General features: G+C 66.0%; 13 protein-coding genes. 11 read left to right on the forward strand and 2 right to left on the reverse strand.

The genetic code is table 11. The features are described from left to right. The first annotated feature begins 33 nt into the window (after positions 1 to 33). From BLEFHOIH_RS15385 to BLEFHOIH_RS15410, 6 genes are all read left to right on the forward strand, one after another. Positions 34 to 426 (forward strand): RidA family protein, encoded by a 393-nt coding sequence (locus tag BLEFHOIH_RS15385; protein WP_088346909.1) that lies wholly within the window; start codon positions 34 to 36, stop codon positions 424 to 426. A gap of 111 nt (positions 427 to 537) precedes the next feature. Then, positions 538 to 1,209, forward strand: coding sequence for a phosphoribosylanthranilate isomerase (locus BLEFHOIH_RS15390; RefSeq protein WP_348626054.1), 672 nt, complete (start codon positions 538 to 540; stop codon positions 1,207 to 1,209). Next, complete coding sequence (trpB, locus tag BLEFHOIH_RS15395; protein WP_088346911.1) at positions 1,202 to 2,431, forward strand: tryptophan synthase subunit beta; 1,230 nt, start codon at positions 1,202 to 1,204, stop codon at positions 2,429 to 2,431. Before BLEFHOIH_RS15390 ends, trpB begins: the two co-directional genes overlap by 8 nt. Positions 2,432 to 2,462: 31 nt before the next feature. Continuing rightward, positions 2,463 to 3,335, forward strand: coding sequence for a tryptophan synthase subunit alpha (trpA, locus tag BLEFHOIH_RS15400; protein ID WP_088346912.1), 873 nt, complete (start codon positions 2,463 to 2,465; stop codon positions 3,333 to 3,335). A 16-nt stretch (positions 3,336 to 3,351) separates the two neighbouring features. Next, entirely contained in the window at positions 3,352 to 4,365 is a 1,014-nt protein-coding gene (gene accD / locus BLEFHOIH_RS15405) for an acetyl-CoA carboxylase, carboxyltransferase subunit beta (RefSeq protein WP_088346913.1), read from the forward strand. Between the two features lie 206 nt (positions 4,366 to 4,571). After that, on the forward strand, positions 4,572 to 5,903 hold the full coding sequence (locus tag BLEFHOIH_RS15410) for a folylpolyglutamate synthase/dihydrofolate synthase family protein (protein ID WP_088346914.1): 1,332 nt from the start codon (positions 4,572 to 4,574) through the stop codon (positions 5,901 to 5,903). A gap of 139 nt (positions 5,904 to 6,042) precedes the next feature. On the opposite strand, the gene BLEFHOIH_RS15415 is transcribed toward BLEFHOIH_RS15410, so the two are convergent. Continuing rightward, on the reverse strand, positions 6,043 to 6,912 hold the full coding sequence (locus BLEFHOIH_RS15415) for a LysR substrate-binding domain-containing protein (protein ID WP_088346915.1): 870 nt from the start codon (positions 6,910 to 6,912) through the stop codon (positions 6,043 to 6,045). A 143-nt stretch (positions 6,913 to 7,055) separates the two neighbouring features. On the opposite strand from BLEFHOIH_RS15415, the gene BLEFHOIH_RS15420 reads away from it, so the two are divergent. Next, complete coding sequence (locus BLEFHOIH_RS15420) at positions 7,056 to 7,952, forward strand: EamA family transporter (protein WP_170937181.1); 897 nt, start codon at positions 7,056 to 7,058, stop codon at positions 7,950 to 7,952. A gap of 148 nt (positions 7,953 to 8,100) precedes the next feature. Here the strand turns inward: BLEFHOIH_RS15420 and BLEFHOIH_RS15425 are convergent, their stop codons facing one another. Beyond that, positions 8,101 to 8,274, reverse strand: coding sequence for a CsbD family protein (locus tag BLEFHOIH_RS15425; RefSeq protein WP_088346917.1), 174 nt, complete (start codon positions 8,272 to 8,274; stop codon positions 8,101 to 8,103). Between the two features lie 271 nt (positions 8,275 to 8,545). Here BLEFHOIH_RS15425 and BLEFHOIH_RS15430 point away from each other — a divergent pair, with 271 nt between their 5' ends. From BLEFHOIH_RS15430 to BLEFHOIH_RS15445, 4 genes are read left to right on the forward strand one after another with little or no spacing between them, the layout of a single operon-like run. Then, positions 8,546 to 9,478: a xanthine dehydrogenase family protein subunit M gene (locus tag BLEFHOIH_RS15430; protein WP_088346918.1), complete on the forward strand. Its 933-nt coding sequence runs from the start codon at positions 8,546 to 8,548 to the stop codon at positions 9,476 to 9,478. Further along, positions 9,463 to 9,954 carry a (2Fe-2S)-binding protein gene (locus BLEFHOIH_RS15435; protein WP_088346919.1) on the forward strand — a complete coding sequence of 164 codons (492 nt, stop codon included), beginning with the start codon at positions 9,463 to 9,465 and terminating at the stop codon, positions 9,952 to 9,954. Before BLEFHOIH_RS15430 ends, BLEFHOIH_RS15435 begins: the two co-directional genes overlap by 16 nt. Continuing rightward, positions 9,951 to 12,368, forward strand: coding sequence for an aerobic carbon-monoxide dehydrogenase large subunit (locus tag BLEFHOIH_RS15440; protein ID WP_088346920.1), 2,418 nt, complete (start codon positions 9,951 to 9,953; stop codon positions 12,366 to 12,368). Before BLEFHOIH_RS15435 ends, BLEFHOIH_RS15440 begins: the two co-directional genes overlap by 4 nt. Continuing rightward, entirely contained in the window at positions 12,368 to 13,246 is an 879-nt protein-coding gene (locus BLEFHOIH_RS15445) for a MoxR family ATPase (protein WP_088346921.1), read from the forward strand. Before BLEFHOIH_RS15440 ends, BLEFHOIH_RS15445 begins: the two co-directional genes overlap by 1 nt. The last annotated feature ends 1 nt before the right edge of the window (position 13,247 follow it).

Below are 13,247 nucleotides of genomic sequence, written 5' to 3' on the forward strand. Positions count from 1 at the left end.
ATCGGCGCCCGCAATTCGCGAGCACCAATTCTCATGCGACGCCTCATTTCCTCCGGCTCCTCCTTCGAAGGCGAAATCGGCTATTCCCGCGCTGTGGTCATCGACGGCTGGGTCTTCGTCTCCGGCACCACCGGCTTCGACTACGCCACCATGAGCATCAGCGACGACACCGTCGCGCAATGCGATCAGGCGCTGAAGAATATCGAAGCCGCGCTGGCCGAAGCCGGCGCCACGCTGAGCGATGTCGTCCGCGTCACCTACATCCTCCCCGACCGCGACGATTTCCCCGCCTGCTGGCCCGTGCTGAAGAGCCGATTCGGCGAGATTCGTCCGGCCGCGACCATGCTCGAGGCGGGCCTTTCCGATCCGCGCATGCGCATCGAGATCGAAGTCACGGCCCGGCTCAGCACCGCGCCGGGGACGTGAGAATCGCCGCCGCACCGCCACAGAGCCGCCATCAAGCTGTTGTCACGCTTGCAATTGCTGCAGCGCACTTGATATAGGCTTTGCTTCGCGTCGCGCGGCTAGAGAAGGTATGTGTCAGTGGGCACCGGCGTAAAAATCTGCGGAATTCGGACGCACGACGCTCTCGAAGCGGCGCTCGCGGCCGGCGCCAGCCATTTCGGCATGGTGTTCTTTCCGCGCAGCCCGCGCCATATCGCTCTCGATGACGCCGCCACCCTGGCCAAAGCCGCCCGGGGCCGCATCACCAGCGTCGCGCTGGTGGTAGACGCCACCGATTCCGAGATCGCCGCCATCGTGGCCGCCGCCGACCCGGACATGATCCAGCTTCACGGCAGCGAATCGCCCGCCCGCTCGGCGCAGATCCGCACGCTGGCCGGCCGGCCCGTCATCAAGGCGATCAGCATCGAGGCCGAGGGCGACACCGCCCGCGCCGATGCCTATCGCGAGGCCGCCGACCTCATCCTCTTCGACGCCAAGGCCCCCCGCGATGCCCTGCATCCCGGCGGCAATGGCTTCGCCTTCGACTGGCGCCTGCTCTCGCCCCTTCGCGGCAAGCTGCGCTTCATGCTCTCCGGCGGCCTGACGCCCGGCAATGTCGGCGCGGCCATCGCCCTGACCGGCCCCGCCGTCGTCGACGTCTCCTCGGGTGTCGAGACCGCCCCCGGCATCAAGGATGCCGCCCTGATCCGCCGTTTCGCCGAGGCCGTACGCGCCGCCGCGCTGGAAGAGATCGCACATGGATAAAACGACCGACGCCCTGCCGAACAGCTACCGCACCGGCCCCGACGAGACCGGACATTTCGGCATCTATGGCGGCCGCTTCGTCGCAGAAACGCTCATGCCGCTGATCCTGGAGCTTGAGGAAGCCTATGAGGCCGCCAAGCGCGACCCTGGCTTCAAGGCCGAACTCGACCAGCTCAACGCGCATTATTCCGGCCGCCCGAGCCCTCTCTATTTCGCCGAGCGGCTGACCGAGCATTTCGGCGGCGCAAAAATCTATTTCAAGCGCGACGAGCTCAATCACACCGGCTCGCACAAGATCAACAACTGCCTCGGCCAGATCCAGCTCGCCCGCCGCATGGGCAAGACCCGCATCATCGCCGAGACCGGCGCTGGTCAGCACGGCGTCGCCGTCGCCACCGTCGCGGCCCGCTTCGGCCTGCCCTGCGTCGTCTATATGGGCGCGACCGACATCGAGCGGCAGAAGCCGAACGTCTTCCGCATGAAGCTGCTCGGCGCCGAGATCGTGCCGGTCACCTCCGGCACCGGGACGCTGAAAGACGCCATGAACGACGCGCTGCGCGACTGGGTGGCGAATGTCGAGAACACCTTCTACATCATCGGCACAGCGGCGGGCCCGCATCCCTACCCGGCCATGGTGCGCGATTTCCAGTCGATCATCGGCCGCGAAACCCGCCAGCAGATGATGGAGCGCGAAGGCCGCCTGCCCGACACGCTGGTCGCCTGCATCGGCGGCGGCTCGAACGCCATTGGCCTCTTCCACGATTTCCTCGATGACCGCCAGGTCGCCATTTACGGCGTCGAAGCCGGCGGCCACGGCCTCGAGGTGAACAACGGTCATGCCGCTTCGATGAACGGCGGCAGGCCGGGCGTTCTGCACGGCAATCGCACCTATCTCTTGCAGGATGATGACGGCCAGATCCTCGAAGGCCATTCGATTTCCGCCGGCCTCGACTATCCCGGCGTCGGCCCCGAACATGCCTGGCTGCGCGATAGCGGCCGGGTGACCTATGTCTCGGCGACGGACAAGGAGGCGCTGACGGCCTTTCAGCTCTGCACGAAGCTCGAAGGCATTATTCCGGCGCTGGAGCCTGCGCACGCACTGGCCTTCGTGACCAAGCTGGCGCCGACATTAACCAAGGACAATCTTCTGGTGATGAACCTCTGCGGCCGTGGCGATAAGGATATTTTCGCGGTCGCCGATCATCTCGGAATGGAAATGTAGAGCTGGCAAACCCGGCATCGAGGAGACGGACGTGGCGCGGACCAGGATCGACGAGACATTTGCAAGGCTCAAGGGCGCCGACGGACGGCCCGCCCTGGTGACCTTCATCACCGCCGGCGATCCGGATTACGAGACCTCCTACGGGTTGCTGCAGGCCCTCCCGGCCGCCGGCGCCGACGTTATCGAACTCGGCATGCCCTTCACCGATCCGATGGCGGACGGCCCCTCCATTCAGGCGTCGTCGCTGCGGGCGCTGAAATCGGGCATGACCGTGCGCAAGACGCTCGCCATGGTGCGCAGCTTCCGCGAGACCGACACGACGACGCCGATCGTGCTGATGGGCTATTACAACCCGATCTACATCTACGGCCCCGACGCGTTCGTGCGCGACGCCTTCGCCGCCGGGGTCGACGGGCTGATCGTCGTCGACGTGCCGCCGGAGGAAGATGCCGAAATCTGCCTGCCCGCCATCGAGGGCGGCCTGAATTTCATCCGCCTCGCGACGCCGACGACCGACGACAAGCGTCTGCCCGCGGTGCTCGCCAATACCAGCGGCTTCGTTTATTATGTTTCCATTGCGGGCATTACCGGCACGCGGGCGCCCGATGTCACCGCCGTCAAGGACAGCGTAGACAGGATCAAGCGCCAGACGGCCTTGCCGGTTTGTGTGGGGTTTGGCGTCAAGTCGGCCGAACAGGTCGAGGCCATCGGGGCTTATGCCGACGGAGTCGTGGTCGGCTCGGCCCTTGTGAACGCGGTTGCAACAAGTCTGGACAAAGATGGCGGAGCAACCCCATCTACCGTTGAAAGCGTGATTTCTCTGGTATCATTGCTTTCGAAGGGGTTGGTCCGGCGCCCGGCGCCGATGACCGCCGAGCATCCTGATCAGACTGTCTCAGCGTGAGAGGCGTTTTAAAACAGTGAACTGGATCAACAACGTCGTCCGCCCAAAGATCCGTGACTTCTGGCATAAGCGGGAAGTCCCCGAAAATTTGTGGGTGAAATGCCCCGAAACCGGGCAGATGGTCTTCTACAAGGATGTCGAAGCCAACCAGCTCGTCATTCCGGGGTCGAACTATCATCTGCGCATGGGCGCGGAGGCGCGGCTGAAATCCGTGTTCGACGAAGGCAAGTTCGAGAAGATCGGACTGCCCGAAGTGCCGCTCGACCCGCTGAAATTCCGCGACGAGAAGCGTTATGTCGACCGGCTGAAGGATGCCAAGGCCAAGACCGGCCTGGAGGACGCCGTTCTGGCCGGGCTCGGCACGCTGGACGGCCAGGACGTGGTCGCCGCGGTTCAGGATTTCGCCTTCATGGGCGGCTCGCTCGGCATGGCGGCAGGGGAGGCGATCGTCACCTCCATGCTGAAAGCTGTGGAAAAAGAGACGCCCTATATCCTGTTCGCGGCCTCGGGCGGGGCGCGCATGCAGGAGGGCATGCTGTCGCTGATGCAGATGCCGCGCACCACCGTCGCCGTGCAGAAGCTGCGCGAAGCGCGCCTGCCCTATCTGGTCGTGCTGACCCATCCGACGACGGGCGGCGTCACCGCCTCCTACGCCATGCTGGGCGACGTGCATATCGCCGAGCCGGGCGCGCTGATCGGCTTTGCCGGCCCGCGCGTCATCGAGCAGACCATCCGCGAAAAGCTGCCCGACGGTTTTCAGCGCGCGGAATATCTGCTTGAGCACGGCATGGTCGACATCGTCGTGCATCGCCATCAACTGCGCGAGACGCTGAGCCGGCTGTGCAGCCTGTTCATGGAGCGCCGCGAATTGAAACGCCGGGTCGAGCCGGACGTGCCCGCCGAGGCATTTTCCGCCAGCGAGACGCCGCGCATCGTGGTCGACAATCCGGCCCGCGACCTGCCGCAGCAGGCCGCCAACGATCCGGGCACGATCGCCTTGCCGTCGCCGGAGAAGGCCGCCGCCGAATAAGCATGATGCCCGGAGCGGGATGAGAGGGAACCGGTTTTCCGCTCGTCATCCCGCGACACACAAGAGCTAGGATGAGCGGCCGGGTGGCTTTGCCGCGGGGCCGCTTATTTCTTTTTCAGGGCGCTTCATGCGATCATCCTTCCGCTGGGCGCCGCGCCGGCGCTGAACCGTAACATCCTGCCCAGGCACAAGGAGAGGGCGCCCCAATGACCGCCTCCACCACCGGGACCGCCGAACTGCTTGCGCGCTTCGAGCATCTTCACCCGAAATCCATCGATCTCTCGCTCGACCGCATCAACCGGCTGCTTGCGGCCCTGGGCGATCCGCATAAATCGCTGCCGGCGGTGATCCATGTCGCGGGCACCAACGGCAAGGGCTCGGTCGTCGCTTTCCTGCGCGCCATATTGGAGGCGGCCGGGCTCGGCGTGCACGTCTTCACCTCGCCGCATCTGCGCCATTTCCACGAGCGCATCGCGCTGGCCGCGAAAGGCGGCGCCAAGCCGATCAGCGAGCGCGCGCTGCATGATGTGCTGAGCCGCGCCGAAGCCGCCAATGCCGGCAAGCCGATCACCTTCTTCGAGATCACCACCGCCGCCGCCTTTCTCGCCTTCGCCGAGCACCCGGCCGACATCGTGCTGCTGGAAACCGGCCTCGGCGGCCGTCTCGACGCCACCAACGTCATCGAGCGCCCCAAGCTGACCGTCATCACGCCGATCTCGATCGATCACACCACCTTCCTCGGCGAGACCATCGAGGCCATCGCGGGCGAGAAGGCCGGCATCCTGAAAGCCGGATCGCCCTGCATCGTCTCCCGCCAGCCGGACCTCGCTCTCGGCGTCGTCAAGATGCGCGCCCGGCAGATCGGCGCGCCGCTCATCATCGCCGGCGAGCAATGGGACGCCTATGAGCAGCATGGCCGCCTGGTCTTCCAGGACGGGCGGGAGCTGCTCGACCTGCCGCTGCCGCGCCTCGCGGGCGGGCATCAGATCGGCAATGCCGGGACGGCGATTGCGGCGGCCCGCGCGCTCGACGGCTTCCAGATCACCGAAGACGATCTCGCCAAGGGCCTGTCTTCGGCCGTCTGGCCCGCGCGGATGGAGCGGCTGGCGCATGGCCCGCTGCATCAGCTCGTGCCGCCCGGCTCGGAGATATGGCTCGATGGCGGCCACAACAGCGCGGCGGGCGAGGTGTTGGCCCGGGCGCTCGCCGATCTCGAAGAGCGCGTGTCGCGTCCGCTGCATCTCATCGTCGGCATGATGTCGACCAAGGATGCGTCCGGCTTCATTGACCATTTCGAGAACCTCGCCAGCTTCATCGTCACGGTCGACATTCCCGGCCAGCCGAATGCGTATACGGCGCAGGAGCTCTGCGCGATGGCGCGTTACAAGGGCTTCTTCGCCGAGCCCGCCGGCAATCTGCGCCAGGCGCTGGAGCTATGCTTCCGCGAAGCGAAGGAGCCGGTGCGGATTCTGATCACCGGCTCGCTGTATCTGTCCGGCCATGTGCTGGAAGTGCAGGAGAACGGGCTGGAGGCTTAGCCCCATCGAAATCCCCGCGAAGGCGGGGATCCAGTATTCACAAACTCGAAATTGGATTTCTGCCCAACCACTTGCGCTGCGGCGTACTGGATCCCCGCCTTCGCGGGGATTTCGTGTGTTTTGGGGTGAGCGCTGCGCCCTAAGCCGCCGCCCGCTCCGGCCGATTGCTGGACAGCGTCTCCAGCAGCGACGCCCGGACCGCCATCGCGGCGGGCGAGGCGATGCCCCTCGGCCCATAGAGCGCGATCTCGATATCCGGCAGGATCGGCAGGCCGTGGCTGGCGTCGAGCACCTTCATCGAAGGCAGCAGCGACAGCCGCGCCAGGGCCGAAATCGCCAGCCCCTCGCACACCGCCGCGCTGATGCTGGCGACGCTCGGGCTTTCGTAGGCGATCCGGTAGGGAATATGCGCTGCGTCGAGCTGCGCGAGCGTCGCCTCGCGGAAGCGGCAGCCGGGCGAGAACAGCGCCAGCGGCAGCGGGCGGCGCTTGGCGATGGTCTCGTCGGCGGCGGCCCAGATCAGCGGCTCGCGCCGCAAGGGCGTGCCCTCGTCGGCGCCGCTCGCCCGCGTGATCAGGGCCAGATCGATCACCCCGCGATCGACCGCCGGCATCAGGTCGGCGGTCATGTTGCAACGCACCTCGACTTCGACTTGCGGATGGGTGATCGACAGCCGCCGCAAAATCGTCGGCAGGAAAAAGGAGACGTAATCGTCCGGCGTGCCGAGACGCACGCGGCCCGCAATATCGGCGCCCTTGGCCCGGCCGACCAGTTCGTCGTTCAGCGCCAGCATCCGCCGCGCATGTTCGAGAATGCGCTCACCGGCGGGCGTCAGCGTCGCCTTCTTGCGGTCCTCGAACAGTTTTGTGCCCAGCATTTCCTCCAGCCGGCGCACCTGCATGCTGATCGCGGACTGGGTGCGGTTGAGCCTCGCCCCGGCGCGGGTGAAGCCGCCACTGTCGATCACCGAGATGAAGGCGCGGAGGCAGGAGGGATCGAGATCGATCATCAAGATTTCTCATCGTGGCAATAAGCATTATTCGTTTCCATGATGCCACGAAATTCAGCATTTTGCCAGGCGTGAGCAGCGCCCAGGCGAAGCCGGCATTGCGCTCCCCACTCCGCACAGCAGCAATGAAGGGCCGAGCCGTCATGACCATCGCAGTCGATTATCCGGCGCCGCCGCGTGTCCAGGCCGGGCTCCCCTTGGCGATCGTCGCCTTTGGCGGCTCGCTGACGGGATTTTCCGGCATCCTCGTGCGGCTGAGCGAGGTCGACCCGTTGGCGACGGGCGGCTGGCGCATGGCGATCGCCATCATCGCCTTCCTGCCCTTCTTCCGGCTGGCGGCGGGAAGCGCCGGCTCGCATTCGCGCCTGCGCCTGACGCCGATCCTGGCGCTGGCGGGCCTGTTCTTCGCCATCGACATGGCCTTCTACAACTGGTCGCTGCAACTGACCTCCGTCGCCCATGCGACGCTGATCGTCAATCTGGCGCCGGTGGTGGCGCTGGCGGCCGGCTTTCTGATGTTCGGCGAACGGTTCGGCCCGGCCAAGGCGACCGGCCTCGTCGCGGCGCTCGGCGGGGCGGCGATCATGACGCTGATGCGCGCCGATGGCAGCGGCACACTGGCGGGCAACGGCCTCGCCGCGCTCGGCATGCTCGGCTATGCGTTCTATCTCGTCGCCGTGAAGCGGGCCTGCCGCGACCATGACACGTTTTCGATCATGGTCTGGTCGTCGATCGTCACCTGCGTGCTGATGTTCGGCGTGGCGGCCTTGATGGGCGAGCGCCTGCTGCCGGCCAGCGCGAACGGCTGGCTGGTGCTGATCGGACTGGGCCTCGTCTCGCATGTCTTCGGCCAGGGCCTCGTCGCCTATGGCATGCGTGGCGCGCCGGTCGGCCTCGCCTCGATCCTGCTGCTGACGCAGCCGGTCGTGGCCACCATCAGCGCCTGGGTGTTCTTCGACGAGACGATGGGCCCGGTGGAAGCGGCGGGGGCGGCGCTGGTGCTGGCGGGGCTGGTGATCGCGAGCCGGGCGAGGGCGTAGGGCTTCGCTGCGGCTTGAGCGGGCCGCGTCCAAGCAGCGCGCGGCGTTGCCTGCTGGGGGGTCTGCGCGTCCTGCGTGTGGCGCGCGACGGGTCTCCTCCGGTCCGGCGCAGCCGGTAGCGGGGAGACCCGATCAGTTCAACGCAAAACTATTTGCCGCGAACGGCATCCTTGACGCCGCCGACGGTGCTCTTCACCTTGCCGGCTGCCTTGTCGGCCTTGCCTTCGGCTTGGAGCTTGGGGTCGCCGGTCATCTTGCCGACGCCGTCCTTGACCGAGCCCTTGACCTGCTGGGCGGTGCCTTTGATGCGATCCTTATCCATGATGAGTCTCCTCTGTTTGGATCTTTGACAACCCCGCCACAGCGCAACTGTTCCCCCGCGGCGAGTGCTTAGGCGCTCCGCAAGCCAGCCTAGGTTGAGTGAAGCGACCCCATCCGCGCCCGCGCCGCCGCGAGGCGCCGCGCCTCGTGCAAAATAGCCGCCATTCGTGCGCGCAGAGCCGCCGGCAAAGCGTTTCGGGCACAAACTTCCTTGCAGGACGTGCATTCGCGGCCTCGATGCCGCGAGCCACAAAAGCCGACAGGGAGGACGCATGATCCCAGGTGATTTCAGCTATCACCGGCCAGACAGCAAGGCACAGGCGCTCGACATGCTGCGCCGCGCCGGACCGGACGGGCGCATCCTGGCCGGCGGTCACTCGCTCATCCCGATGATGAAACTGCGCATGGCGGCGCCGGCGCAACTCATCGACATCTCCCGCATCGGCGAATTGAAAGGCGTCGCCATCGGCGGCCGCGAGGTTGAGATCGGCGCGGCCACAACCCAGCATGAGCTGATCGAGAACGAACAGCTCGCCGCCGCCTGCCCGATCATCCGCGAGACCGCGCTGCAAATCGCCGACCCCCAGATCCGCTATCTCGGCACCATCGGCGGCAATGTCGGCAATGGCGATCCCGGCAACGACATGCCCGGTCTGATGCAATGCCTCGACGCCGACTATCTGCTCGAGAGCGCCAAAGGCCAGCGCAGCGTCAAGGCCCGCGCCTATTACCAGGGCGCTTATGTCACCGCCATCGCGGATGGCGAGATGATCACCAAAATCCGCTTCGCGCTGCCGCCGAAGGGCCAGGGCTACGCCTATAAGAAACTGAAGCGCAAGATTGGCGATTACGCGACCGCCGCCGCCGCCGTCACGCTGGAGATGGCGGGCGGCGTGGTGCGGCGCGCCTCGATTGCGCTGACCAATGTCGGCGATACCCCGCTCTACGCCGCCGACGCCGTCGACCGCATCACCAGCACCGCGCTGCTGCCGCCTGACATCGATGCCGCCGTCGCCGCCGCCGAAGCCATCACCCGTCCGGCCTCGGACGGGCGCGGCTCGGCCGAATATCGACGGCGGATGGCGGGCGTTATGGTCCGCCGCGCGCTGATCGAGGCCGCCGGGCGGGCAACGGAGACCGCGGACGGCAAGGACGCACCCAAGGATGGCAAGACGGGAGGCATTTTCGGATGGCTAAAAGGCTGATCTCGCTGACGGTCAACGGCAAGGCGGTACAGCGCGAGGTCGCCGACCGCACGCTGCTGATCCATTTCCTGCGCGAGGATCTGCGGCTCACCGGCGCGCATATCGGCTGCGACACCACCCATTGCGGCGCCTGCACCGTCGATATGAACGGCAAGTCGGTGAAATCCTGCACGATGTTCGCCGTGCAGGCCGAGGGCGCGCAGATCCGCACCATTGAGGGCATGGCCCAGGCGGACGGCACGCTGCACCCGTTGCAGGAAAGCTTTCGCCAGGAGCACGGTCTGCAATGCGGCTTCTGCACGCCCGGCATGATCATGCGCGGCTACCGCCTTCTGCAGGAGAACCCCGACCCGACCGACGAGCAGATCCGCATGGGGCTATCGGGCAACCTCTGCCGCTGCACCGGCTATCAGAACATCGTCAAGGCCGTCCGCCACGCCGCGGAGAAAATGCAGATCAAGGAGGCGGCGGAATGAATGAGCATGTGACCATCGTCGATCGCGAGGCCAAGCTCGAAGGCATCGGCTGCAAGCGGAAGCGCGTCGAGGACATCCGCTTCGTGCAGGGGCGCGGCAGCTATATCGACGACATCGCCATGCCCGGCATGGTGTTCGGCGATTTCGTCCGCTCGCCCTTCGCCCATGCCCGCATCAAGCACATCAATAAGGACAAGGCGCTGGCGCTGCCCGGCGTCATCGCGGTGCTGACGGCGGAAGCCCTCATCCCGCTCAACCTGCATTACATGCCGACGCTGGCGGGCGATGTACAGGCCGTGCTGGCGCATCAAAAGGTGCTGTTCCAGAACCAGGAAGTCGCCTTCGTCATCGCCGAGAACCGCTATATCGCCTCCGACGCGACGGAGCTGGTCGAGGTCGAGTATGAGGAATTGCCGCCGCTGGTCGATCCGTTCAGGGCGATGGCCGAGGGGGAACCTGTCCTGCGCGAGGACATCGCCGAAAAGCTGACCGGCGCGCATGGGCCGCGCAAGCATCCGAACCACATCTTCACCTGGGAAGCCGGCGACCGGGACGAGACCGCCCGGGCCTTCGCCCGCGCCGAAGTGACGGTGAAGGAGCTGCTATCCTATCAGCGCGTGCATCCGGCGCCGCTGGAGACCTGCGCTTCGGTCGCCTCGATGGACAAGATCAAGGGCGAGCTGACGCTCTACGGCACCTTCCAGGCGCCGCATGTGGTGCGCACCGTCGCCTCGCTGATCGCGGGCATTCCCGAGCACAAGATCCGCGTTATCGCGCCCGACATCGGCGGCGGTTTCGGCAATAAGGTCGGCGTCTATCCGGGCTATGTGATGAGCGTGGTCGGATCGATCGTGCTCGGCGTGCCCGTGAAATGGGTCGAGGACCGCATCGAGAACCTGTCCGCGACGGCCTTTGCCCGCGACTACCACATGACCGGCGAACTGGCCGCCACCCGCGACGGCAAGATCATCGGCCTTCGCGCGCATGTGCTCGCCGATCACGGCGCCTTCGATGCCTGCGCGGACCCGACGAAGTTCCCGGCGGGCCTGTTCCACATTTGCACCGGCTCCTACGACATCCCCGCCGCGCATGTCGAAGTGGACGGCGTCTATACCAACAAGGCGCCGGGGGGCGTTGCCTATCGCTGCTCGTTCCGGGTGACGGAAGCGGCGTACATGATCGAGCGGCTGGTGGATATTCTGGCGCAGAAGCTGAACCTCGACCCAGCGGAGGTCAGGCTGCGCAATTTCATCCAGCCGCAGCAATTCCCCTATCATTCCGCGCTCGGCTGGGAGTATGACAGCGGCAATTACCCCAACGCCATGCACAAGGCGTTGCAGGCGGTGAACTACCGGGGTTTGCGCGCCGAGCAGATTCAGCGCCTCGCCGATTTCAAGGCCGGCAAGACGCGCGAGCTGATGGGCATCGGCGTCGCGTTCTTCACCGAGATCGTTGGGGCGGGGCCGTCGAAGAATTGCGACATCCTCGGCATCGGCATGTTCGATAGCTGCGAGATCCGGGTGCATCCGACCGGCTCGGCGATCGCCCGGCTCGGCACCAAGAGCACGGGGCAGGCGCATGAGACGACCTACGCGCAGATCCTGGCGACCGAGACCGGCATCCCCGCCAGCATGATCGCCATCGAGGAGGGCGACACCGACACCGCGCCTTATGGCCTCGGCACCTACGGCTCGCGCTCGACGCCGGTCGCGGGGGCGGCCTGTTCGCGGGCCGGGCGAAAAATCCGCCACAAGGCGCAGATGATCGCGGCCCATTTGCTGGAGGTCCACCACGACGACCTCGAATGGGATGTCGACGGTTTTCAGGTGAAGGGCCTGCCCGAGCGGCGCAAATCGATGAAGGAGCTGGCTTGGGCGGCGTACAACAACGTGCCGCCGGGCATGGAGATGGGCCTCGAGGCGGTCGACTATTACGACCCGCCGAACTTCACCTATCCGTTCGGCGCCTATGTCTGCGTCGCCGATATCGACGTCGATACGGGCGAGACCGCGATCCGCCGCTTCTACGCGCTCGACGATTGCGGCACCCGCATCAACCCGATGATCATCGAGGGGCAGGTGCATGGCGGCCTGACCGAAGCCTTCGCCATCGCCATGGGACAGAGCATCGACTATGACGAGGCCGGCAACGTCCAGAACGTCACCTTCATGGACTATTTTTTGCCGACCGCCGTCGAAACGCCGGTCTGGGAGACCGACTACACCGAGACGCCGAGCCCGCATCATCCGATCGGCGCGAAAGGCGTCGGCGAGAGCCCGAATGTCGGCGGCGTGCCGGCCTTCTCCAACGCGGTGAACGATGCCTTCGCCCAGCTCGGCGGCGTCCATACGCAGATGCCGCATACGCCGCCGCGCATCTGGAGCTACGCCAAAGGGCTGGGTCTCGTCGCCTGATGAGCACGCCCGCCGAGATCCGGGCCGATCTGGAGCGCGCCGGCTACATCGCCGACCTGTCGCTGGCGACGGCGCTCGCCATGATGCGCCAGCTCGGCCGCCCGCTGCTGGTCGAGGGCGAGGCGGGGGTCGGCAAGACGGAGCTGGCCAAGGCGCTGGCGGCCGCCATGGGCCAGCGGCTGATCCGGCTGCAATGCTATGAGGGGCTGGACGCCTCGAGCGCGCTCTATGAATGGAATTACCAGCGCCAAATTTTGGAAATCCGCGTGCTGGAGTGCGAGCAGGCCACGACGCGCGACAAGGAAAGCCGGATATTTTCTGAAGAGTTCTTGCTGAAGCGCCCGCTGCTGGAGGCGATCACGCAAGGATCGCCGCCGGTGCTGCTGATCGACGAGATCGACCGCGCGGATGAGGAATTCGAGGCGTTCCTGCTGGAAGTGCTGTCGGACTACCAGATCACCATCCCGGAGCTCGGCACGATCCGGGCGAGCAGCATTCCGCATGTCATCCTGACCTCGAATGCGACGCGGGAGCTGTCCAACGCGCTGCGGCGGCGCTGCCTTTACACCTATGTGGATTACCCCGATGAGGCCGCCGAGTTGCGCATCGTGCAGACGCGCTATCCGGAGACGCCCTTATTGCTGGCCGGGCAGATCGTACGCTTCGTGCAAAAACTGCGCGCGGAGGATCTGCGCAAGAAGCCCGGCATTGCCGAGACGCTGGATTGGGTGGCGGCTTTGCAGGGGGTGAACATTTCCGGCCTGCAGGACGATCCGGAGGCCGTGCACCGAACGCTTTTATGCCTGCTGAAGACGCGGGAGGATCGCGAGGCGGTGCCGATCGAGGTCTTCAACCGGCTGGCGGGACGGGCGGTGTAAG

Source organism: Rhodomicrobium sp. R_RK_3 (assembly GCF_002198715.1).
Lineage (GTDB): Bacteria > Pseudomonadota > Alphaproteobacteria > Rhizobiales > Rhodomicrobiaceae > R-RK-3.

Excerpts from the sequence above, each read along its gene's own strand:
- BLEFHOIH_RS15445 (WP_088346921.1), top strand. The coding sequence starts at position 12,368 with ATGAGCACGCCCGCCGAGATCCGGGCCGATCTGGAGCGCGCCGGCTAC.
- BLEFHOIH_RS15415 (WP_088346915.1), bottom strand. The coding sequence starts at position 6,912 with ATGATCGATCTCGATCCCTCCTGCCTCCGCGCCTTCATCTCGGTGATC.
- BLEFHOIH_RS15410 (WP_088346914.1), top strand. The coding sequence starts at position 4,572 with ATGACCGCCTCCACCACCGGGACCGCCGAACTGCTTGCGCGCTTCGAG.
- BLEFHOIH_RS15440 (WP_088346920.1), top strand. The coding sequence starts at position 9,951 with ATGAATGAGCATGTGACCATCGTCGATCGCGAGGCCAAGCTCGAAGGC.
- BLEFHOIH_RS15435 (WP_088346919.1), top strand. The coding sequence starts at position 9,463 with ATGGCTAAAAGGCTGATCTCGCTGACGGTCAACGGCAAGGCGGTACAG.
- BLEFHOIH_RS15385 (WP_088346909.1), top strand. The coding sequence starts at position 34 with ATGCGACGCCTCATTTCCTCCGGCTCCTCCTTCGAAGGCGAAATCGGC.
- trpB (WP_088346911.1), top strand. The coding sequence starts at position 1,202 with ATGGATAAAACGACCGACGCCCTGCCGAACAGCTACCGCACCGGCCCC.
- BLEFHOIH_RS15425 (WP_088346917.1), bottom strand. The coding sequence starts at position 8,274 with ATGGATAAGGATCGCATCAAAGGCACCGCCCAGCAGGTCAAGGGCTCG.
- BLEFHOIH_RS15430 (WP_088346918.1), top strand. The coding sequence starts at position 8,546 with ATGATCCCAGGTGATTTCAGCTATCACCGGCCAGACAGCAAGGCACAG.
- BLEFHOIH_RS15420 (WP_170937181.1), top strand. The coding sequence starts at position 7,056 with ATGACCATCGCAGTCGATTATCCGGCGCCGCCGCGTGTCCAGGCCGGG.